Raw genomic sequence first — 22,350 nt, forward strand, 5'->3', positions numbered from 1 at the left:
ATCCAGTACCATAACCGATATCTCTTATTTCTAGTTAAACTGCTGCACGACCTCGTCAAATTTGCTATTCACGAGATCTGTTTTCTGCAGTAATACGCCCTGTTCATCCCTATAGGTTTTGTTTGGATCTCCCCGGAACGACAACCAGTTGAAACTTGTGATCGCGGCAAACTCCTGATCCTTGATGAGCACTTTGGCGTGCGTGTTCCCAATACGTACAAAGCGCAGATTTGCGTACGCCGTCGCTAACTTCTGAAGATCCGTCTTCGCTGCAGCGTCTGCCGATTTTGGATTCCTTGTTGGATTAGTCGTAATACCATGTCCGATATACACGGATACGCCAGCCTGTAGACGATTCTCCAGATCCTTTAAGAAATCTTTGTCTACAACTTCACCCCTGATCCACGGAGAAATAATCAGCAATCGTTCCTTAGCAGTCTTCAGCGCATCCCGAAGCAACAAAGGATGATCATAAACGTAAAGATTTCGCACTGGCAGCGAGCGGGCCTCAGCAGAAAGCCGAACGATTTCTCCTTCGAGAAGTACAAGTTTCTTCTTGAGTTCAACTTCTTCATCTGGGGCAGTCATTTCGGTTAGACTGTCTTCCATTTCAGCCTTCCGGTTGCTAGCCTCCTCTATCGCTGTTTGAAGGCTTTCGCTAATCTGTAACGCCTCCGAGTTGCCTTCACTTATTGAGTCCAAATCGCTCCCGATTTCACTCCGAATGGGAACCGTATTCGTGAGGAAATCTAAAAAGGAGGGTAAGGATGTAAGAACGCGCTCATGTTCAATCGAAAGTTTGCCTCCGATGACGACGCCGACTTGGAGGTCTGTATTGCCTTCGCGGGAGTAAACCAGAGCCAGAGCAGGAACGAACCACTTCCTGCATGATTCAATCCCTCTAATTGCAACTAGATCTCTGCGCGACTCGGGAGAGGCATGAAGTGACTTCAGCACTGAATCTATCTCCGCAATGCGGAGGTCTCCCACCCTGGGGCGCACTGAGGGATAGTTCGCAATTTCACGAAAACCCTTGGATTTCATTTCGCGATAATCGATCAGCTGCTCGCTGCGATACCAAATGGATCTCCGAGTTAGGGCATCAAAATACAATGGGAACGTACGCTCCTCTGTCGTCGTCATCACATGCTTCGCCGCCGTGATATTGCCTTTCGAAGTTAGGTCAAATTCGTTGCCAGCCGTCGCCGGAGTTGCCACTATGTCGTCGGACTCGATGAGTGAGAGGAGCGCTGGCTTGAGCACTCGCTCGTCCAACCCCAGAAAGGCAGCGAGAGCATCGAAGGAGCGTATGTCCATCGCAAGGGCTCGTAAGATGAATTCCTCAATTGGAGGCACATTCTTATGCGCGATGGTTATTGCACGTAACCGGAGGTGATAGACAGGGAGAGCCACTTCGATATAGTCCCTCAAGCGAAGGCCATCGCGAGATGAAAAGCGCTGTGCAATATCTTCTATGCTCACGAATCCACCTCCACGATCGTACAATCCTGAGAATGCTGCTCGATGTACCGAAGAACTCTCTTGAATGGGTTCTCACCCGAAACATTGCTGAAAAAGACGTGATCCCCAACGAGAATCAAATTCTGTTTACAGCGTGACAACGCTACATTGAGGCGGCTTGTTTCTTTGAGAAACCCTATCTTTCCGAGTTGATTTGACCGTGTGACAGAGTAAATGACGATATCAGCTTGCCGCCCCTGAACCGCATCGACGGTATTCCATTCGACTTCGATATTGGTACATGTCTTCAGAGTGCTAGCAAAGCGACGTTCCATGATCGAACGTTGCAGGCCATATCCCGTCAGAACAGCAATGGTCAAGACCTTATTCCCAATTGCTGCTCGTGCGTTGATCGACTTAAGCGTGTCATGAACGATCTGTAGCTCCGCTTCATTCCAATAGCTATCTCCGGTTTTCGTTTCAAAGCGATTGGCTTTCTTAGAGGTGGAAAGCCATACGACTGGCGTTGGCAGAATCGGTTGCAAGAGTCGATCCCACTCCTTCTCCGCGCTCTTTAGCGTGTCATCATAAAAGCAATGACTGATTAGATTTCCAATGGCCGGAACCATTCTGTACTGAATCGATAACATCTTTTTGCAATCGGCAGGCAACATATCATGCAGGCGATCGAAGATCGTTCTCTTTATAGAGTCTTCATCAAGTCCGAATTCCTGCAATATAGAGGCATCACGAAATCCTTCGTCCACAAAGGGCGGCAGCTGCTTCTGATCTCCGACTACGATCCATTTCCGCGACCGTGACAGAGGGATGAGCATCTCAGTTGGCGTCGCCTTCGACGCCTCATCCACGATGCAAACATCGAAATCGATGTCCTGAACGCCTTTGATTCCAGCGACGCCCACGCAGGTGCCAGCCACAATCTGCGCTGACCTCAACAGAGCCGGCGCAAAATCAGCAGTTCTGCCGAACCGTGCCTGCCACTCTGCCTGGGTAGTAAACACAGCACGGACGCGCGAGTATTCGGGCGTGGAAGGAAGATACAGCTCCGCCCATCCCCTCAGATCATCGGTAGAGAGGTTGACTAAACTTGCAGTATCCGGTTCGAGCTTCCTCAGCAAAGAACGGACCTCGTCTCGTTCACTCGTCTTGAGTCGCATCTCTGTTCGAACCTTAGTGAGCTCGTCACTAGCTGCTCCATACTTTTCCAGCAGGGCGTCTGTCTTCTCGTCTTTGCCAGGAACGAGAGGCGTTTTCTTTTGGGCGACCTTGTTCTCGTGCTCTTTCAGCTGAGCCTCGAGCAGTGTCTTACGAACATCAAGATCCTCAAGCTCTCTTTGGATTTGAGCGAGTTTTTCAAAGCCCATTCCAATCTGCACTTGCTCGTGAGTGATGCCGTGTTGTTTCGCGAAGTCTTCGAGAAACACGGTTCCCCTGCGTATAACCTCATCGCGCCACTGCCCCATCTGGCTGTCAAGCAGAAGTTCGTCAACCCCCCGCGATATTTTCGGATTGCCGGAACGGCCTAGTCTCACGGTGCGATATTGTGCATTTGTCGTTAGGAGCTGCTCCAGAGCGTTGTCTAGAGCCACGTGTGTTTGTGAGGTGAGCAAGATACGACGCGCTGGATTCTCACGAAGTATCTGAAGAATCATTTCGGTAATAAAAGTGGTTTTTCCTGTCCCTGGAGGTCCCTCCACCACGAGGAAGTCCTGCGCGTTCATTGCAGCCAAGACTGCATCTCTCTTAGGCTCGTCCAACTCGGAGAGGATTGGCGTTACATCAGCAGTATGCTTGAGGAGTCGGCTCTGTTCAGGGAATACAAGTAAGTCCCCGAGATCCGAACGTACCGAGCGACGATATCTGACCGCCTGCAAGGCAGAATTTTGTCGCTCGATCGCAAGCCGCGCTGCCTCAATATCAATGGAAACAATTCCGGTTCTTGCTAGTTCCCGCGTGTACCAGCGGTCTACTTGCATCACCAACTGAGAATCTGATGTGCTTTCGACATGACCAGTGACTTTTACTAGAGCATCATCCTTCACCAGTCGAGGCTGATCAAGCAGTTCACCGGGGATTTTACCTTCTACTTCAAAGATGATTCGGTTTCCCTGGACACTATACCCCTTGTAGCGAATCGGGTTCTCTTTGGTCTTCTCGAGCGCATGTTTTGCTCTCAGAATCGCCCCCCACGTCCGAAACAAATCATTTTGTTGCGCTTGAGAATCTCGCACCGTGAGTTCGAGTCGAAATGCTTCTAGCCTCTCTCGCAAATACAAAGGTGCCTCACTAGCCTGCCCTTGGCTAGGTTTGCCAGGTCGGAAGCGGATATTCAGTTGAAGCGCCCGTTCTCGCCGCTTTTCCGTGATGCTCGGGGAAACTTTCGACAATGAATTGATCATGAGGTGATCAGCGGACGGTATTGCGAACGACACATCACAGATGAATGATCCGCCGTAGAGCTTCAATGAGGGTCGTCCATTTGCCGACTCGCTTGAGCCAATGCCACATACGAGGTTGAGGTCACTCAAAAGTATTGCGGTGGCTTCATCCCGAGACTTCTCGGGGAACAATTTGAGCAGTTGCGTTATCGCAGGTTGTGCCAAGTCAAGGAATATATCGATTCGGGGTTCTGCATTGATCCCGCGCTGCTCCTGAGCTGCTTCGAGTTCCGCGAGGAGTACAGCCGCATTCGCCTGTCTTCTAGCAGGATCATTAGAGACGGCACGTTTCAGAATCGAGTGAATGAGAATTGGAAGAGAAGCGCCGTCGAGAGCCGAAATCAGGTCTTTGTGCTCCGTGAGCTTGGCCCCACTCAGACATTCGATCGCAACGGCTGTGAGGGCATATATATCCCTTGTATAGGTATAAGCGCCGTCATCGAGTTCGGGAGGTGCATAAGGCGGGCTCATGAACTGGTTTAAGGTATGACTAGGGAATAAATAGGACTTGAGTTTTGAAATTCCAAAGTCCGTGAGCCGTGGCGAACCCGCTGAGTCCACCAAAATATTGGAGGGCTTGACATCTCGATGGGAAATTCCGCGGGAGTGCGCTTCGCTCAGCCCTTCCAGCAGCGGGCGGAGCAGCAACGGATACAGATGATCCCAAGATTCGAACCGCGAAGATTGGAGAAAGCTCGATAGGTCACTGTCCACCCAATCCAAAACAATAAAGGGAGTTCTTGTCTCAGGATCTTCTCCTTGGTCCAGAAGATTAACAATCGACGGGTGTCGGAGTTGCCCTAGGGAGCGGACCTCGCGCTCGAACGACTCACGCAAGATTCCCGCGTCCAGATGACCGGCCGTGAGCAATTTGACGGCGACCTTCGCATCTGTCAGTAGATCTCTTGCGGCGTACACCTCGCTCATGCCACCTACTTTGCACGCAGGCAATAGAGCATATCGGCCATTGACGATTCGCGGAGTGCTACGCAGTGACGCAGAGGCCATAGTGTTTGTGCCACCACCAAGGAAGGCTCTTCAGGTTTGGACTTGGATGGAAGCCGTCCTATCGTCATCTTCGACGATTCAACCCCGAATTGCAATTGTGGTTGGTCGATGCAGATTCTGACAGCTTTCCACGGCATCTAAACAGGCCCGGGATGCCTACGTGACTTACTCCTCTTGTGGTTCAGACGGCTTGGTCCACTGCTGCAGTTCCACAACGTCAGCCAATCAAGGAATTGGGCCCGTGAAAAAAGTCCGACTGAAGCTCCACTGGACGCGTTCGCAACTGGATCATTAATTCTTCCCGTTTCGTACGAGAAGGTATTTTGTGCTCAGAGAGAGGCGGAGATGCGTCATAAAGTTGCCCTCGCAACAGCCGACCATACCGCTTCTTGTGAACACCGCCCCATTGCTTAAAAAAGAACGGCACACCCTGTTGCTCACATTGATCCCGGATGGATATCACCCAAGCCTCTTGCATAGGTCGAGCGCGATAACCGCTTTCCCCCCCAACAATGACCCAACTGATCTCAGAAAGGTCGAGTTCTCCGAGATCCTCCAGTAATGGCTCAACTGAGAGGAATTTGACTCTTGCGTTGGACGATTGAAGATCTTTTATACGAGGAACTCCATACTTTTGGTCTTCAACACTCACACCCCACCAGATGTGCGATGCCTCAGTTGTTTCCAATAGTTCTTTATCCAGCATGGCCAGGAGTCGACTCGACCTTTTGGTGAGCACCTGAAAGGTATGCCACATACAGACAGACATCACTTTGGCAACGTCCCGGATGTACTCGTTAGGAACGTCCTGATGGAATAGGTCACTCATGGAGTTGACGAAGACCCTCTTGGCAGAAGACCAGGCTAGCGGCTCCAATAACTTCTCGGGAACAAGACGGAGGTCGAATCCTTGCTCGTAGGGGTGATTCGGGACTCCCCTAAATCTTTCCGCGAACGTGCTGGCATAGCAGTGCGCGCAACCCGGACTAATCTTGGTACACCCACGCACCGGGTTCCAGGTTGCATCAGTCCACTCGATTGTTGAGATCTCCGCCATGTGATGACCCTCTAATTTGATTATTGCAAAAAATTAGGGCTTTGGTATAGCCTGACCCAATGGATCTGACAGCAGGCCTTCAGGTCGGCGACAAAGTAAAGCTGAAGCCGTCCGCTAAGCACAACGCTGGCAGACGGGGAATCGTGCTGTCTCAGAATCGTGGTTCCCTTGTCGTTAGGTTAGAGGACGGCGAAGAGGTTCGCGCCGAAAGCACTCAGCTTTGCAACTACAGTCTCGCCGCTCGAAAGGCTTGGCTAAAAATGCCCGACCGCAAAGTGGGACGGCCCAAGGGAAGCGGGGTGGGAGACCGCATATCGGTCACTATCAGGTTTGATAGAGCGCTGTGGGAGGCCTTCCTCGAGAAAGAACGCAATGGCGAAGTTCAGAGCCGCACAGCTGTACTGAATCAGGTTCTCAGAGAAATCGTCGGTATCGATGCTGGGGAAAGGTCTCGGAGAGCGTGAAATCCACATTGACGACAGCCCAGCGGGAACAGATATCGGATTTACTCGATGCGGGTCATCCTCGAGATTTCATCGCGGAGGCGGCTGGCGTAACACCCGGACAAGTGTCGGCACTGTCGGCTCACCGAACGATGAAGGCCATGCGACACATCTCCGCGCCGTCGAACGGATTAATTTCAGAAACGAGTTCACCGGCGGCAGTGGACGCTAGAAAACATAATGCGTTGAAGGAAGACAGGCAGGATGCCCTGCTCTTGGGTTGGGACCAAAACGGAACCGCAGTCAACTGGAATCCTGTTCAGAGTGTTAACCCTCACGTGATGATTCTGGGAGAAAGCGGGTTCGGCAAAACGTACAGCACATCATGCCTCATAGCCGAGCTGACTCGGTCTCATATAACTTCGATTATTTTCGATTATGGGCAAGGTTTCACTGCGGACTCAGCACATCCGACGCTTTTAGCGCTCGCGAAACCTCAGCAGTTCGAAGCCGCGCGGCTCGGGATCCACCTCAATCCTTTTGAAATCCTGCCGTCAGACCTACATGGTCCACTTAGTGTGGCCCAACGGATTGCGGATACGCTGGGCCGAGTCTTTCCAGGGATCGGTATTCAACAGAATGCCGCAATAAGGGACTCGATCATTTCCTTGTACAAGGAAGTCGGAATTCATAGTCAAGTGATAAGTTCCTGGCAGAAGCCAGTTCCGAGATTCGGCCGTCTTCGAGACGCCCTTATTGAAAATGCGGACGACCCTGGCCGTTCGGACCGAAATGTATTCCGTACGGCTGCGTCCCACATATCTTCATTGTTTGTCTTCGACGTGTTTCGCGGAACGGGTATCTCCCTTCCATGGACAGATCTTCTTCGCCAGGCCAATCCCGTGGTGATTCAGTTGCGGGGCTTAGAGCAAAACCTACAGAGGGCGATCACCGAATTACTTCTTTGGAATCTGATGGGCTTGTTAGAGTCGATCGGCCCCGGTCCGCTCCGTACGATCATCGTCATCGATGAGGCCCATAGAATGCCGATGGGAGCCGGTTCTGCCGTAGAGAAGCTCCTTCGCGAAGGCAGGAAGTTTGGCGCCGGGGTAATCTTAGCGTCGCAGCAGCCCGAAGACTTTACCCCTGTTGCGTTTTCGAATACCGCGACGAAGCTGGTTTTCCAGATCAGCGATCACAGCTCGACTGTTGCGAAACAGTTGTTCCGCAAGCTGAGGACACCGATAGCATTCCCAGTACTTTGTAAGATTTTGACGACCCTCGAACGTGGCAATGCATTCGCCATTAGCAACAATGAAGGCGCTGCCATCAGAGTTGCAACGTTTGAGGAGCGCTTTCCACGCTTCTAAATTCTGCACTATGGAGATCAAATGGCTCTTGGTTGGCAAGCGATTAAGGATGAGTTCACGATAGAGGACATCGGCGCGCCTCTTCTCACGAATCTGGCAAAGGGAATTTACACACCCGAAGCTATGTTGCGAGAGTACGTCCAAAATGCAGGCGATTCCTACTATGATTTGAGGGAGAAAACGCACCAACCCGTTCCTGCCTCGGATCAGACTATCGACATATACATAGTGAGAGAGGGCGCTCTTGCGATCCAGGACAAAGGTATTGGCATGGATCTGGAGGACATCAGGAAATATAAGCGCATAGCCTATTCAGCGAAGGGAGGGAGCGACAGGGCCGGCTTTCGCGGGATTGGCATCTGGGCTGGGTATTCAGCGTGTGACGAGTTGGTCGTGGAAACAACCAAGCTTGGTGACACAAAGAAATATCGCCTCACGCTCGAATTCGCGAAAATGCGAAAAGCGGTGTCTCAAAACATCAGTATCAAGAACTTGCTGGACCAGCGCTTCCGAATTGAAGTCTCCGATGCGGCGAAGAAAACGGAACATTACACTCAAGTCGTTCTTTCCGGCCTAAATGAAGAGTTTGCGGATCTACTCAAGAGCGAAGAGCTTGAGCGGATCGCACAGGAAATCCTTCCTTGCCGTTTCAGCCCACACTTCAAGCATACAAACGCAATTACCAAGCGGCTCTCGGCCATAGATGGGTATCAGGAATTTGCCGTACAGGTTAGTGGGACTGAGATTTTCAAGAAATATCACCAGAACTGTGAAGAGCCAGAATTCGAGGTGCTGAAGCGCGACGATGAGGAGTACGGATTCGTCTGGTACTGCCAAAGTTCAACAGTGCGAAGCTTCGCAAACAAGCCCAGCAACTTCCGGTTGCGGGCGAAGAACATCGCAGTGGGTGGCCCTGGGATGTATTCAGCGGAAACTGGCACGCAATGGGGAGTGCCTGGGACCGTAGCGTCCGGTGAACTGCTCGATTGGTACTTCGGCGAGGTTCACATCACTCATCCTGATGTAAAGCCAAATACGCCTCGCAGCGAGCTCGAATTGGATACCGAGTCGAGGCGAGCCATAACGTGTGTCCGAGCCTTCTACTCAGACAGGATTGCGTATAGACGTGCCTATTCGAATGTGAATAGTCACAGGACCCTCGTCGACACCGTATCCAAAGCATTGGACGGCGGCCAAATTTACGATCCGAAGGACCGAGCTCGCCATCTGAAGGCGCTTACAAAGTACGACAAACTGGCGAAGTCAAAGGTGCCAGCAAAGGACTCTACCAGTCAGGAGAAAACTTCTCGTCACGAGAGGAAAATATTGAAGGCTCTTGAGGCGAAGGAGCCAGTTTTAGGGCACAATCGGCAAAAAGCAATTGACCAGCTAACAGGGCCTGGAGGAGCCAGCGTTTCCGTTGGAAAACCTGAGGCAGTCAAGACTTCAGTTGATGGTGCTGCTAGAGTAGAGGCGCCTGGAAAAGGTAAGAGAGATTCAGACTATGAGGAAGGCCTCTTCCCAGAGCGGTCTATAGGCTCTGCGCTTCCCGACTACGAGCAAGTATTAGCCGAAATCGTCCAAGCAATTGAAAAACGTTTGGCCGACCAGGACGATTTGGCAAGCGAGCTTTGTGAAGGGATACAGGACATCTTCAAAGACCACGGTCTACTGGTGGTCATATAAATGCCTCTGAACAGCTTTCCGGACAGTCTCGAAAAAGATGCCATTCGTCGGCGGGATGCAGCAAGCCTTCGAGCCTTCAGGGCAAGAATTGGTATCACGGGTCTCGCTTACTGTGGACTCACTAGCGCGGAGTTTCGTGACGTCCAGATCTGGCAACCTGCCTTGGGCTCCGTTTGCGCTGTCGAAAAGGACGAAGAAACACTGAACAATCTATCAATCAACTGGTACAACAAACAGCTGAAGCTTCCGTTCCAAGTGGTGTCGGGCGACATCTTTGAATATCTCGTCGCGTCAGGAACCAGATGCTACGACGTCTACAATCTAGACCTGTACGGCGGATTCACGAATCGGCGTAAGTCTGGCGAATCACCTTGTCGAGAAGCAATCATGAGCTTGGCTGCGCGACATCGATCAGAAAAGTTGCCGTTTGCGCTCGTCGCGACTTTCAATGTGAGAGATAGCGGTATGCAGCCCTATGACGGTTTGATCGCAGAGATAAGGAATACCCTCGAAGGTCTACGCGATGTTGACGCAAACCTGCAAGAACATAGCAAGACCCACGCACTAAAGGTGAAACTCTGCTATGCCTACACTTGTTGGCATGCAGGCCGGAGCAATGACTTCTCCGTGGAGTTTTCGGATCCAATTCTTTACTCCAGCGGAAAAACAAATTTGGTTCATTTCTACACCGAATTTCATCACCGCTCTCAGGCGCTTCCCACCCCATCTGCCGACAGGACACGACTCTGCGAAATTATGGCGCTGCCTTTACGTCGGATGGTCGGGCGCATACCTACAGTCGAGCTTAGGCCCACCATCCCTCGACCGAACGATGCGAAATCGTAGTGTTCTGCTTCACTTGGGCTTACGTTTGTTGCGGAGCTTAGACAGAATCTTGCCAACGAGCCTGTCTGCTGCGTCCGATGAGCTTTCGATAAGATAGATCGTCTCGATAACATCTTTGATGATCTGTCGTTGAGCCGGGGGGAAGTCTTGGAGCGCATCTGCTGAATCGGGTTCTTCCGGGAGTCCCTTGAGCTTATTCGTGATCTTTTTGATTCGAAGCTGAAAGGCGTCTCCTTCCGACCCCGTGAACAACTCTCGCTGGGTGCTTTTTTCCAGTGCTGACAGAGTTGTGGTGATTTCATCTCGGAGCGAGGCGACGACGAAGGCTGGTGTCCGGGCTTTTGAAGCGATTGCGATGCCTTCCTCGCATTTTGCGAGATCTGCTTCGTGCCGCTGGAGTGCGTTTCGTGTAATGGAGCTCGTCCGGCAACGATGCGCAATGTCCTTCGCCGTTGGTGTCAGCCGCGTAAGCAAATCGGAGAAGTGGGCGCTCTGCTCGTAATTATCCCTCCGACCATTGGGGATGATTTTTCTGCTTACGACATGAGTTTCGGCTATGGCCCAGCCATTGAATCGGCTTTCCGGAAATAGATCTTCCAGGATGTCACTGCCACCTACCTGTACATCACCAGACCGAAGACGCCATCCATTGACCATCGTGCTCTTAGGGAGTGAACCAAGGTAGTCATGGTGAAGAATCCAAGTTACGGCTGAACATTCTCCATCACGGTCGAGAGTTGTGAACATATCAGGCGGAAGTAAGGTGAGCGTCTTTCCTCCGACGATAATCTTGTCTCGATGTGGCCTGAAGATCTGCCCTGAGCCTTCAATCTCAACCGAGAGCGGAGTGTATCGGACACCGTTAGCGGCGAGATACGAAGCTATGTCCTTGCCGAAGGCAAACTCGGGATGGAACGCAACCGGAGCGACCTGGCTGAGATATTGAGACACTTCAAGCTCATTTAGTAGTCGATCATCTCTGTGCCGAACAACGTTGCGCAGTTCTACTTGAAAAAAGTGTTCGGGGTATCCGGCCGCTGATAGCGTGCGTGCTTCAATGCTCTCGGATATGATTCCGGCAAGATCTAGATGAGCGTCAGCAGACCGCAATAGATCACGAATTCTGCGTGAGTCCCAGCGCAACTCGTAAACAGCGTCTTTTCCTGCTGGACGTGTACGGAAGATGAGTTCTTGACAATACGCAAGGCCCGCCAATCTTCCCACGCCCCGGAATCCGCGTGCGTTAGTTCCTCGTTTCGCGCTCCCGCCGATGGATGTGAGGCGCTTATAAAAGTCCCGCTCTCCTAGACCGAGACCATCGTCCGAGATGAGTATGCTTCGCTCTTGGCGATTGATTTTGATCTGGACTGTTCCGCCGTGATGGACTTCTGCGTGATCTTTATCAGAGTCGCTCGCATCGGCTGCGTTTTGAATGTACTCCCGATACATCGTGAGCGGGTCGATGTACATGGAAGTGCTCAGCAGCTCCAGTACGTCTTTGCCGATGAAGATCTCGTGTGCCGGTTTTTTCCACTGTGGAAGCTTTACTTGGAGATTTACGAGTCCGGACATCAGGCAGTGATCTCCACATAATCAGAGGCGGCCAGTGTTGACGCTTTTTCAGCATCGTCGTCCAATCCTGCATCCTCTACTCTTTCGTCGTCCGGTACCGCAGCGGATGTCCGTGGGGCATTCCAGATTAGAGCCTCTTGCGTTTTATCCATAGGAACGTAGAACTGCAAGATCCTTCTGACAGCCGAACTCTCCGCCGACCTCGGCAGGAGCTCAAAGTTCCTCGCGTCAGTGGACGAAAGCAAGTTGAGGAGTTCAGCGCGGTCACTGTCAACCAAGCGTGCAAATTCCGCTTTGAACTGTTCCAGTTCAGGTTTTCCAGGGCCCTGTTCAAACCATTGACGGTTAAAGATGAAGTGGTGCGGCATGAGGAGAATCTCCTCGAACTGTTCATAGGTGTCACCAAACGCGTGCCGGAAGAAACTTGGCTGACCGCTGACCACTCCGTGCGTGGCCTGCAAAATCAACTGCATAGATCGCAGCTGGTACCGTGACCATTTATCACCGATGTGTGATCGGTTCGGGAGGTCGGTCGGCTGAAACCGCATTGGAAAAGACCAGATCCGAATGTTTAAGTCTTCATTAAGCTGGACGTTTAGTCGCATTCTCTCGAACAGATCTGCGGGAGAATCTTTGAAGTTGTATAGCATGTAATTTGAAAGCTCCGTCAACCCAAACTCTGTCGCGTACCGAATCGCTTTAGCGTAGGGCTCTTTCAGCCCAAGATGATCGAAAGCGATTCGTAACGGCTTCAAACAGATGGTCGATAATTCGCGGAGATACATCTTGTCTTTGCAAAGAATGCGAGCGTCTACTCCTTGGTTGAAGTCCACGCGACGTTGGACAGAAACGCGTCCTCGCTTGAGTTTCGCACCAGGCGTAAAGCCGAGATCTCTGATTTCAGCGATGATTTCGCGGAAGTTGGCGGAGGCGACCACGTTGTTGTCCATAAGCGTTAGGTCTTTCTTGGCGCCGTAATACATCTCAACGCCTCGAACGATTGCTGAAATGGACTCCGTGTCCCTCTGGTCACCCTCTAGCTTAGGAACTCCGCAGAAGCTGCACTTCCGAATGCAGCCCCGTGACCCATACGTGAAATAGGCATCACTCACGGGATATTTGTAATCAATCTGGTCGAGGATGCTGTAGTCCGGGATCAAGTCCTCGATGGGAGTTCCACTGACATCACCTGCGTATAGCTCGTCGGAAAAGTCGTCGAGTTGAAGAGAAATTGCAGGTGCTGTATTCAGCAGTCCCTTGATAACGCGGATACCTTGCCAACGGCGCTCCTCTAAGAAGCGTGCATGCATCAGCGATGCCGCGATACCACCAACGAATACCTTGTCACGGCTCCCGCCCGCTACTCTCAAAGCAAAATCTATCGTTTCGGCAATTTTGGGATATTCAAACGAAAAGAGGGTTGTCACATAGATGCGATCCCAGGCCTGACCCAGTACTGATTTGTCCTCTCCCTTAATGAAGACCACATGATCTCGTTTGCCTCTTGGCCCGTGATACTGCGCGATTTTCATCAAGCCGAGAGGCGGATACTTATTCTTGTACCCAGGCTCGATCAGAAGAATTCGATTGTTAGCCATGTTTCACCAACGTGAGGCGAGCTTTGCCGCGAACTTCTCGTATGCTGGCTACCATCTTTGTGACGCCGGATTGCCCACCCAGACCATCGAATGTGCCTTTCTGCGTCCAATCGATGTCGTCGATGAACTCGGAAAGCTTGTGCGAAAAGTAACGCTTGTCGCAGACCTGATCCGCCGCCTCCTGTTGGAGGTCGGCGGCGATTTCCATCAGGGCGTAGACGCCAATGCCCTTGTTCAGAACGTGGGCCCTCGGCGCGTTCCAAGCGTCTGCCAATACAACAGACACAGCAGACCAAAATGCGACGACCATTGACTTTGCGTCTTCAACGCTTCCTTTGCGAAGGACCTGTGTCTGCGCCAGAAACTTTTTAATAGCTTTTTGCATTGTGCGTAGGGATGCACGCCGCTTCAAACCGGAGGTTGATGTCCCCCCAAGGTCAAGCTGCTTGTGCCAGGGAGAGTCGGGATCTGCGTTGAGCTGGATTGCAATATAAAGCTCGGCTTTTTCTTTTCCTAGATTACTGGCGAGCGAAGCCTCATGAAAATCGAGCAGGCTGTTGCTCAGGCCCCTCGCTTTGCTGTTGATAACGTTGAAGATCTCCATCTCGGCGCGTTCGTCCAAGCCAAGGAACATCATGAATGGGAGTTGCACATCAACATCGTTGAGGTGGCCTAGCCGATGCTGGCAATCCACTTGTACGAGCACCTTCTCATGACCTTCACGCACTTTAAGGACCGTAGGTCCATCTATGTCGGGATTTAGCGACCACGTATCTGTCGGATTTGCGCGCAAATTGAAAGTCAACGGGATCGTAGAACTTCGCTCTTTCTGGATGTACTTGCGAAAGTCGAGGCTGTGTTTCGCATTGAATCGCCTCTGATAACCGCGTCCAGTTTCTTCAACCAGCACGTCGGCGAAGCTCAACGCGTAGAGGACTCGCGCGGCCGCAAATCCTATCGCGACGCGACGGCCCGCAGACCAACCAACTTGGCACGATATGGAGTGTTCAATCGTCAAAATGCAGTCTTTCACTGCAAGTATTGCACGCTAGACAGTGCAAATCGAAGATTGCACCGCCACTTCTTCCATTCGGGCAAGATCAGCGAACTTGGATTGATCAAGTTGGGAAGAACGGTGCACACAATCAAGCGGGCTCCCGGACCACGGATCAGTCCGCTTACCCGGATTGAATTTGGCAGCATTCCTCCAGCAAATGCGCTAAGCGTGCCGGCTTGGTCGATCACAACCACTTTATCGTCAATAGCTTAGCCTTCGGTGTGCCATGGGAGAGGTCATCGGTTCGATCCCGGTCAGGCCATCAATCACCTCCTACAACGAGTCTGTTGCAGACACGTTTGAAATGTCCTCGTGTCCAAAGACGTGCTGATTTTTTTTGCAACTCCAGCGGCAGCATCAATTCCATCACATCCGTTCGTAGAGTTGGGGGATTGAAGAGGGCGTTCGAGACGCCCGTTTCGTCTTCGAGACTAAGGAAGATAAACCCTCGGCCGTGCCCGGACATTGTCGGGCGCACGTTGCGCTAACGTGGATTCAATCTGAACTCGGATTTCGGTAGCGGAGGGCATAAGCGCATTCGCTTTACCTTCGCCTATATGGTCGCCCCGTCATCCCGCATTGCCCTATAAAGAGGTATTTACCCTCTAAGTTGTCGAATATAAAAATAATAATCATTAGCTGCGACGCGCTGCACCGTGCGGGCGGCTGGCTAGGAAGATGTTCAATTGATCGTGACGTGGACGGCCACTATGCGGCCCGAGGTTTCGATCTCAACCGTTCCTAACAGCCGAATGCACTCATCAACATCAGCAATCTGCGTGTAGCCGTGGCGTTGATCCCAAATCCGACGACGCTATCCTGACGCTAGGAAGGGCCATGTCCTGCGCGAACAAATACTGCCGAGGCCCCACAGGAAATTGCGCTGGAGCGATAGAAGTATTGGGCGATGACGTTCAATCTGGCTTCTGCCAGCGAGACAGAGCCTCTTGCGCCGCTTCGAGTGCCGTCTGGTCCTCATACATGACGATCTTCCACTCGTCGCATTGCTGGACAAACATCATCCCGTGCTGCTCCATCATTTCGCAGATAAGGTCGTATATCGGTGCAAAAACTTCAATGGATTTCCATGCAAACTCGGTCAGCCAGAGTTCATGCAGAAGGCGCTCCAGCCGGAAAACTAAATCCGCGAGCTTTGGTTCACGGAGGAGTTCGTTTTCGTGGCTGGAAAGGTGTTTGAAGAGATTCATCTCCAGTCCGTGAACGTGGCCCAGCAGATAGCCTGCATATATAAAGACGTCGCCGAAAAGCTGTTGCAACTCGCGGAAGACGGAGGCGGCCTCGCGACCCTCGCGATGAGCCTTGATCTGTTCCAAAGCCTTGCCGGAGCAGTCTTCGACGGCGCGGCAGAAGATGTCTTGAAACTCTTCTACCGCCTCGGGTCGGAACGCTGCTGAAGATCGGCAGGCTGCATACTCGCTCCATACGTCCATCGCTTTGAGAAAGGTCTGTCGGGAACGGTCGCCACACTCCAACGGCTTGCCATAGCTCTCGGGAAAGGTGCGGTAGAGATGGCTTTCGTGTTCGACGTGAGCGGCTTCGTGGGCGATGCACGCCTGCGCAAGCCGCTGCATCGCTTTGTCCGGTGAGATCGCCATGACGCTGAGTCCGGGTCGCACAACAATGTGGAACTTCAATTCACCGTCACGGCGAACCGCCGCTGTCCTCGCCAGTTCCATCGACTCCGGCTGCGGGCTCAATTCGAGAGGCACTTGTCCTTCAGGCATATTCTGGAGGGCACAGGCCGCAGCTCGGCAGTCGGGCGCTAACGTAATGCCGTCGAGCGCCTTCAGGTCGATTCCCGCGTAGGCCGCTATATACAGGCTTTCTTCTAGGGCGAAGGACACAGCCTCTTGCACTTCCGGCTGTCCCAAGCAGGAAACATCGACTGTGCACCGGCTTGGCAGTGGAAGCTCCGCTTCCGCGCCCACATCGAAGATCAGTTCACGCACGAGATCCATCGCCATCCATCCTTGTTCTCCAGCCGGAGAAAATCAGGGCAGACAAAGCTTCAGCAACGGCGGAAAGCATCCGTGTGCCAACGAGCCGAGGCAAAAGGGGTTCTACAGGGACAGACCGGATCAGCATACTCCTCCAATCCGAGGCCGGGAAAAACGTCTGCGGTGCGCCCCCGCAAACAGCCCTTGTAAACCCTCGTCGGGGAGTTCGAAAACCGGCAGAAACACGCGGTTCCGTGGACCTTTAGCCGCGAAGCCTGGACATACGTCCATGGCTCCCCGACGCAAAGGCGTTGGGAATTCGTCCCGTGGCTGTCGCCAGCGCACGGTGTTTCTGCTTGGGTTTCGACACCCAGGACGGTGCGTACCCGTCCCGTCTCTATGATCCCGGTTCGAGCTGGAAATTGCAATGGAGTGGATTCGAAGGCGGCTGGCCGTTCGCTGCTGCATGGAACAGGATTACCGCCGGGGCCTACGCATCCGGATCGGAGACAAAAGATACCCGTTGTTCGTAGAACTCATGCAGTTTCGCTTGCAGCAGCTTCTTATCCGGCAGTTGGGTCTGATATTCCGCGACCAGTGCCGGGGAAAGACTACGGCTCAAAGCGTACTCCACAACCTCGTCGTTCTTGCTCGCGCAGAGCAGCAGGCCAATCGAAGGCTGTTCATGGTTCTTGCGAACCGTCCTGTCCAGCGCCTCCAGATAGAAGTCGAGCTTGCCCAGGTACTCCGGGCGGAACGCATTGATCTTCAGCTCGATGGCGACCAGGCAGTTCAACCCGCGATGGAAGAAGAGTAGATCGAGCGCGAAGTCCTGGCCGCCTACCTGCAATGGATATTCCGAACCGATGAAACAGAAGTCCCGGCCCAGCTCGATCAGAAAGTCCTTCAGCTTGTCGAGTAGGGCGCGATGCAGGTCCGCTTCGGCATGGACCTCCGGCAACCCCAGAAATTCGAGGTTGTAGGCATCTTTGAAGACGCTTACGGCTTCGGGGTGGAATTGTCGCACCGCTGGGGAGACTTTTGGAGGACTGAGGACGACTCGCGCGAATAGGGCACTGTTCAACTGCCGTTCCAACTCCCGCTTGCTCCAGCCTTCCTGAATGGCGGTCCGAATGTAAAACTCGCGCTCTTCCGGGCGTTTGCACTGGCCGAGGATGAGGAGGTGGTGCGACCACGGCAATTGTCGCACCAGCGGTACGACTTTTTCATCGTCGCGATAAGTCTCGTAGAACTGCCGCATCCGAAACAGATTGGCCCGCGTGAATCCACGGAGTCCGGGTTGCGTCCGCGCGATATATTCGGCGAGTTGCCGCACGACGCCATCACCCCATTCCGAGGAGGCGATCTTCCCACTGATGATCTCCCCGACCCTCCAGTAGAGTTCGATCAGAACCGTGTTGACCGCTCGAATCGCTTTTTCCTGGGAATCTGCAATGAGCTGCACGATCTCCGAAAAGGTGGATTCCTCTCCGGATGGAGTGCTCAGATGAGACGGATTGGGCTCAGACGAGGGCATGGTCTTCCTGATCCATGATAGCGAAGGGTCGATAGCAAAGGCGCTCTACGCAGGGAGGGACTACGCCCCTCGCCTGTCTCCAGCCGCTTCCAGCGTCTTCCGCCACCCTCCCCAGCGGCCTGTTCCTGCCGCAACGCGACCCTGAAAATCCTGTGCGCTGACGCGCACGCATAAGGAACCCAGACCTCGCTAGTGGGCTCTGCCCCCCGCGCTCTGCAAGGCCGTTCGCCCTCCAGGTTTTGGCTCCCCCACGCTACGCGCGGTCCCCCCAAAAAGCTTCGCTCGAAGACCTTTCCGTTTGCTACCCCCGCCTTCGCCAGGAGGCGTTCGGCATGTACATGCCGCGTGTCTACGCGGACGTGCAAAAGCAAATGCCGACAAGGAGAAGCCACCATGAGCAGCAACGCCAATACCACCATCACCGCCATCGACAGCAAGAAACCTTCCACCAAACAGGAACTCATCGCCGCCAACATCAAGCTGTTAATCGAGCAGTTGGAGTCAGGACACTCCGAAGCCCTCACCAACTACCTCACCGCCATGAGCCGTTTTCATTCGTATTCCTTCTTATGTTAAGCACAACATAAAAAGCTTTATGTCATCTGTCGGACTATGTTGAGCGGATGCCTCTGGATAGGCAGAAGGCTCGTGGTTCCTGCCGATGCGCGTTGCGGTGGTTAACATAGTGCGGTCAGACTTCTTCCTACCGGCAACTGGCCGGAGGAGAAGTTTTCATGCCAGATCGAAGCTCTGTCGTTATCTCGCTTTCGGATTGTATAGCGCAGTACGACGCCCACCTGCTCAAGATCCGTGGCTTATCGAAGTCCACGCGTAACCTTCATCGCCATGTAGTTCACATGCTGTTGTGCTCCAGCTTTCCGACTGGCGATATTGCCTGGAGCACGTTTTGCTTTGGCGATGTCGTGCAGTTTGTCACCACCGAGTTTCAACGGCTGACGAGCCGCGCGACACAACGTGTGTGGCTGATGGTGCTGCGCAGCTTTCTACGCTATCTGGCGGCTCACGAACATATCTCAGGCGGCTGGGATGCAGCTCTGCCTTCGATTGCCAACCGGCAGCATGTGCAACTGCCACGCGGACTGACGCAGCAGCAGGTAGACGCGCTTTGGACCGCGAGTGAGGGATCGAAGCCGCGCGACCTGCGCAACCGGGCGCTGTTCCTGCTCTTTCTGCGCCTGGGACTGCGCACCGAAGAGGTAGCCAGCCTTGTCCCTGGAGATATCGACTGGAGCGCCGGCAACCTGAAGGTGCGTAGTGCCAAGACCACCCGGGTTCGCACGCTGCCTCTTGCTCAGGATGTCGGTGAGGCTCTGGTGGCTTATTTACGCAGCCTGCATCGGCGGCCAGTACGTCTCTTCGATCCCGCGCGCAAGCCACCGATACCAGAACAACGCTACGAGGTCTATGTCAGGAACTGCGTCTACTATCTCTTCGAGCGCGCCGGCATCCGGGATCGCGGGCCTCATTCTTTGCGCCATACGCTGGCCACGGAGATGGTCGGCAAGGGAGCCACCTTCAAGGCTGTCTCCGATGTCCTCGGCCACAAGTCGATCACGACCACGTTGATCTATGCCAAGCTCGACCTGGAGGCGTTGAAGCAGGTGGCGCTGCCATGGCCCGGAGGTGCGCGATGAACTTTGCCGCATTGTCCGCCTTCGCAGAAGAGTTTCTCGCTCTCCGGCAAGCCGTAGCCAGACGCGATCCACATCGGAACGGCCGGGATCGCCGTGGCTTGAAGCACAGGGAAAAACTGCTGCGAAGCTTCATCGCCTACTGGCACGAACAAGGTGACCCGTGGCCGATTCGCTCCTCGGTTCTCCTAGACTGGGTTGCGGTCGGATCGGACCGCCAACATCCCTACCGGGATCAGCGGCGCTTTTATGTTGCCCGCGCTCTTCTCCTGCAAGTGCGCGTCTTTGAGCCGGCGACAGAGATCCCGGACAACATCTTCAAGCCACTCTACCGCAGGCGGGCTCCACACCTGTTTTCCGATCAAGACATCGTCCGTCTGATCGATGCCGTTGCGCAGGTACGCCCGTGCGGCAACATGCGTCCGCTCACCTTCTCCACTTTGCTTGGGCTGCTGGCCAGCACCGGCCTGCGCATCGGAGAGGCGATCAACCTGACGATGGAAGATGCAAGGCTTGATGCGGCCCCGCCCCATCTGCTCATCCACGAGAGCAAGTTCGGCAAGTCGCGCTATGTCGTTCTCCATCCATCGACGGCGGAGCAGCTGCGCATCTATCGGAGCACGAGGACGGAGATACTTCGCGGCAAGCAGGTGCAACCCTTCTTCATCAACCGCAAGGGAGGACGACTCGACTATAACTCCCAACGATTGGCATTTGTCAGCTTCTCCGCCTCGCCGGCATCCAGGCCATACCCGGTCAACGTGGACCATCGCTGCATTCCTTCCGTCACACGTTTGCCGTCAACAGACTCACCCTCTGGCATCGCGAGCGACGCGACGTGCAACAGCTCCTGCCCCATCTCGCCGTTTATCTCGGCCATCTCGGTCCGGAGAACACCTACTGGTATGTGAGCAGCACACCCGAGGTTCCGCGAACTCCAAGCGCAGCCAACTATCTCCAGTTGCACGGAAAAGGCCGGAAGGACCGCCTGGTCCCGCTCTGGCCACGGACAGCGAAGATTTTGAAGGAGTGGCATCCGCGGCGAACCGCTCACACGCTTCGCGATACACCTGCTGCTCCGCAAGGTTGTCGAACGAGCTCACGCCGCTTGCCCCAGCCTCAAAAACAAACGGATATCGCCGCACGTCCTCAGGCACAGCACAGCCATGGCCCTGCTCCAATCCGGCGTCGATATCGCAGTCATCGCTCTATGGCTCGGCCACGAGAGCATCGAAACCACGAACCAATACCTCCACGCCAACATGGCCATCAAGGAGAAGGCCCTCGCCACATTACAACCCGTCGGCAAGAAGTTCCGCAGATTCAAAGCCGACGACACACTGCTCGAATTCCTCGCCAACCTCTGACCAGAACTATGTCAACCGCAGGGCGCGAAAACACGCGCCCTGCAAAACTTTCCACCTCACACTCAACATAGTCCGCCAATGAACATAGTCTTTCGGGAACGTTTTGGAGATAGCGCGACAAATGCCAGCCGCAACGCGCGTGGCCGGGTTTTGGACGTGGAAGAATCTTGGCCGTTCCGTGAAGGCCGGGCAGAAGGGCATCCGTATTCTTGCCCCCATCGTTGGCGTTCGTCGCAAGAAGGACGAAGAGGCCAACAAGGACATCACCAAACAGAACGAGCGCATCTTGCTCGGATTCAGAAATGCCTATGTCTTCGATATTTCGCAGACCGATGGGGTAGACCTGCCAGAGATGCGCGAAGTCTCTGGCGACCCCGGCGAGAACATCGACCGTTTGGCCGCGTTCCTGCACAGCAAGGGCATTCAGCTTGTCTACAACGAGAAGATTGCCCCCGCGCTTGGCATGAGCTATGGCGGACGTATCGCTCTGTTACCCGGACAATCGAAGGCGGAAACCTTCGCCACGCTCGTCCATGAAACGGCGCACGAGCTCCTGCATAAGAGCGACCGCCGCACCGCAACCACAAAGACGGTACGTGAGACGGAGGCGGAGGCCGTGGCCTTCGTTGTTGGCAAGGCCGTTGGGTTGGTGACGGGTTCGGCATCCGCAGACTATATCCAGCTTTACAAAGGCAACGCATCATTGCTGGCGGAATCGCTGGAAGTCATTCAGCAGACGGCCAGCATCATCCTTGCTGCACTGGAGCCGTCCACGGCGGAGGAAGCCGCCACTGACGAACTCGCGGAGGTGGCAGGATGAAGACCTTACTTGCCATCTTGCAAAAGGCGGGAGGCTGGCGACCCAGCCTCTACGTCAAGATCGACAACCCGCCCTACATGCCGCTCGTCATTGAGGCGACGGATGAGTCCGGCCCCCTTGGACTCCCCGCAGTCTCTGTCTGTCATTACGGCAAACAGAACGGCGATGCCATGCGCGACCCAGAGATGTGCTTCGAGCTTGGCTTTGCCGGTGGCGCGCACCTGATTCCGTTTACTTGGCGCAACGATTACGTTGCCGTGGAGCAAGTCTCCCGAGCCATCGTCAACGGCCACTATGTGGCTTTGCTCCAGCTTCAGGAACAACACGAGAAGTTTGCCGCGACGTGGGACAACAACCTGCGATTGCAGGGGTACTCCGAAGTCTTTACGGACAAGTGCATCCTCGGCTAGTCCGCTCCCATCGTGGAGCGGAACCATGCTCGGCGTGTGCCGCTCCGTG

15 protein-coding genes and 2 pseudogenes are annotated in these 22,350 nt (G+C 53.8%); 9 read left to right on the plus strand and 8 right to left on the minus strand.

Features of this window, described 5'->3' with window-relative positions; all coding sequences use genetic code 11:
• Positions 1–30: 30 nt before the first annotated feature.
• The 3 genes from HB393_RS25655 to HB393_RS09665 all read right to left on the minus strand — a co-directional run bounded on the left by HB393_RS25655 (position 31) and on the right by HB393_RS09665 (position 5,985).
• On the minus strand, positions 31–1,482 hold the full coding sequence (locus tag HB393_RS25655; RefSeq protein ID WP_213804964.1) for a phospholipase D-like domain-containing protein: 1,452 nt from the start codon (positions 1,480–1,482) through the stop codon (positions 31–33).
• On the minus strand, positions 1,479–4,847 hold the full coding sequence (locus HB393_RS09660) for a serine/threonine-protein kinase (protein ID WP_213804965.1): 3,369 nt from the start codon (positions 4,845–4,847) through the stop codon (positions 1,479–1,481). Before HB393_RS09660 ends, HB393_RS25655 begins: the two co-directional genes overlap by 4 nt.
• A gap of 298 nt (positions 4,848–5,145) precedes the next feature.
• Entirely contained in the window at positions 5,146–5,985 is an 840-nt protein-coding gene (locus HB393_RS09665) for a phage Gp37/Gp68 family protein (RefSeq protein ID WP_213804966.1), read from the minus strand.
• Between the two features lie 460 nt (positions 5,986–6,445).
• On the opposite strand from HB393_RS09665, the gene HB393_RS09670 reads away from it, so the two are divergent.
• Genes HB393_RS09670 through HB393_RS09680 form a run of 3 tightly spaced genes read left to right on the plus strand, consistent with a single transcriptional unit; the run spans position 6,446 to position 10,330 of the window.
• Positions 6,446–7,798 carry a DUF87 domain-containing protein gene (locus HB393_RS09670; protein ID WP_213804967.1) on the plus strand — a complete coding sequence of 451 codons (1,353 nt, stop codon included), beginning with the start codon at positions 6,446–6,448 and terminating at the stop codon, positions 7,796–7,798.
• 21 nt (positions 7,799–7,819) lie between these two features.
• Positions 7,820–9,484, plus strand: a complete 1,665-nt coding sequence (locus HB393_RS09675; RefSeq protein WP_213804968.1) for an ATP-binding protein — start codon at positions 7,820–7,822, stop codon at positions 9,482–9,484.
• Complete coding sequence (locus HB393_RS09680; protein WP_213804969.1) at positions 9,485–10,330, plus strand: hypothetical protein; 846 nt, start codon at positions 9,485–9,487, stop codon at positions 10,328–10,330.
• Positions 10,331–10,339: 9 nt separating this feature from the next.
• On the opposite strand, the gene HB393_RS09685 is transcribed toward HB393_RS09680, so the two are convergent.
• The 5 genes from HB393_RS09685 to HB393_RS09705 form a co-directional block, all read right to left on the minus strand.
• Positions 10,340–11,902, minus strand: coding sequence for an ATP-binding protein (locus tag HB393_RS09685; protein WP_213804970.1), 1,563 nt, complete (start codon positions 11,900–11,902; stop codon positions 10,340–10,342).
• Positions 11,902–13,500, minus strand: a complete 1,599-nt coding sequence (locus tag HB393_RS09690; RefSeq protein WP_213804971.1) for a hypothetical protein — start codon at positions 13,498–13,500, stop codon at positions 11,902–11,904. The genes HB393_RS09685 and HB393_RS09690 overlap by 1 nt, the downstream gene beginning before the upstream one ends.
• A complete protein-coding gene (locus tag HB393_RS09695) occupies positions 13,493–14,533 on the minus strand; it encodes a DGQHR domain-containing protein (RefSeq protein ID WP_345945119.1) in 1,041 nt (346 codons plus the stop codon). The genes HB393_RS09690 and HB393_RS09695 overlap by 8 nt, the downstream gene beginning before the upstream one ends.
• A gap of 938 nt (positions 14,534–15,471) precedes the next feature.
• Complete coding sequence (locus tag HB393_RS09700) at positions 15,472–16,542, minus strand: hypothetical protein (RefSeq protein WP_255550952.1); 1,071 nt, start codon at positions 16,540–16,542, stop codon at positions 15,472–15,474.
• A gap of 463 nt (positions 16,543–17,005) precedes the next feature.
• A complete protein-coding gene (locus HB393_RS09705; RefSeq protein ID WP_213804973.1) occupies positions 17,006–18,052 on the minus strand; it encodes a PDDEXK nuclease domain-containing protein in 1,047 nt (348 codons plus the stop codon).
• Positions 18,053–18,445: 393 nt separating this feature from the next.
• Between HB393_RS09705 and HB393_RS09710 the strand changes: the two are divergent.
• The 6 genes and pseudogenes from HB393_RS09710 to HB393_RS09735 form a co-directional block, all read left to right on the plus strand.
• Positions 18,446–18,619, plus strand: a pseudogene (locus HB393_RS09710) (DUF1738 domain-containing protein); the annotation flags it as partial.
• Between the two features lie 167 nt (positions 18,620–18,786).
• Positions 18,787–19,707: a tyrosine-type recombinase/integrase gene (locus HB393_RS09715; protein ID WP_213804974.1), complete on the plus strand. Its 921-nt coding sequence runs from the start codon at positions 18,787–18,789 to the stop codon at positions 19,705–19,707.
• Positions 19,704–20,615, plus strand: a complete 912-nt coding sequence (locus HB393_RS09720) for a tyrosine-type recombinase/integrase (protein ID WP_213804975.1) — start codon at positions 19,704–19,706, stop codon at positions 20,613–20,615. Before HB393_RS09715 ends, HB393_RS09720 begins: the two co-directional genes overlap by 4 nt.
• Before the next feature lie 123 nt (positions 20,616–20,738).
• On the plus strand, positions 20,739–21,071 hold the full coding sequence (locus tag HB393_RS09725) for a tyrosine-type recombinase/integrase (RefSeq protein WP_213805126.1): 333 nt from the start codon (positions 20,739–20,741) through the stop codon (positions 21,069–21,071).
• A gap of 88 nt (positions 21,072–21,159) precedes the next feature.
• A pseudogene (locus HB393_RS09730) lies at positions 21,160–21,891 on the plus strand (ArdC family protein); the annotation flags it as partial.
• Positions 21,888–22,301, plus strand: coding sequence for a hypothetical protein (locus HB393_RS09735; RefSeq protein ID WP_213804976.1), 414 nt, complete (start codon positions 21,888–21,890; stop codon positions 22,299–22,301). The pseudogene HB393_RS09730 and the gene HB393_RS09735, both read left to right, overlap by 4 nt.
• Positions 22,302–22,350 lie beyond the last annotated feature (49 nt).

It is taken from the genome of Granulicella sp. dw_53 (assembly GCF_018449545.1).
In the GTDB taxonomy this organism is placed as follows: Bacteria; Acidobacteriota; Terriglobia; order Terriglobales; family Acidobacteriaceae; genus Edaphobacter.

Bases quoted from the DNA above. Each gene is read 5' to 3' on its own strand.
- HB393_RS09660 (WP_213804965.1), bottom strand. From the start codon at position 4,847: ATGAGCGAGGTGTACGCCGCAAGAGATCTACTGACAGATGCGAAGGTC.
- HB393_RS09665 (WP_213804966.1), bottom strand. From the start codon at position 5,985: ATGGCGGAGATCTCAACAATCGAGTGGACTGATGCAACCTGGAACCCG.
- HB393_RS09675 (WP_213804968.1), top strand. From the start codon at position 7,820: ATGGCTCTTGGTTGGCAAGCGATTAAGGATGAGTTCACGATAGAGGAC.
- HB393_RS09680 (WP_213804969.1), top strand. From the start codon at position 9,485: ATGCCTCTGAACAGCTTTCCGGACAGTCTCGAAAAAGATGCCATTCGT.
- HB393_RS09685 (WP_213804970.1), bottom strand. From the start codon at position 11,902: ATGTCCGGACTCGTAAATCTCCAAGTAAAGCTTCCACAGTGGAAAAAA.
- HB393_RS09690 (WP_213804971.1), bottom strand. From the start codon at position 13,500: ATGGCTAACAATCGAATTCTTCTGATCGAGCCTGGGTACAAGAATAAG.
- HB393_RS09700 (WP_255550952.1), bottom strand. From the start codon at position 16,542: ATGGCGATGGATCTCGTGCGTGAACTGATCTTCGATGTGGGCGCGGAA.
- HB393_RS09705 (WP_213804973.1), bottom strand. From the start codon at position 18,052: ATGCCCTCGTCTGAGCCCAATCCGTCTCATCTGAGCACTCCATCCGGA.
- HB393_RS09715 (WP_213804974.1), top strand. From the start codon at position 18,787: ATGCCAGATCGAAGCTCTGTCGTTATCTCGCTTTCGGATTGTATAGCG.
- HB393_RS09720 (WP_213804975.1), top strand. From the start codon at position 19,704: ATGAACTTTGCCGCATTGTCCGCCTTCGCAGAAGAGTTTCTCGCTCTC.
- HB393_RS09735 (WP_213804976.1), top strand. From the start codon at position 21,888: ATGAAGACCTTACTTGCCATCTTGCAAAAGGCGGGAGGCTGGCGACCC.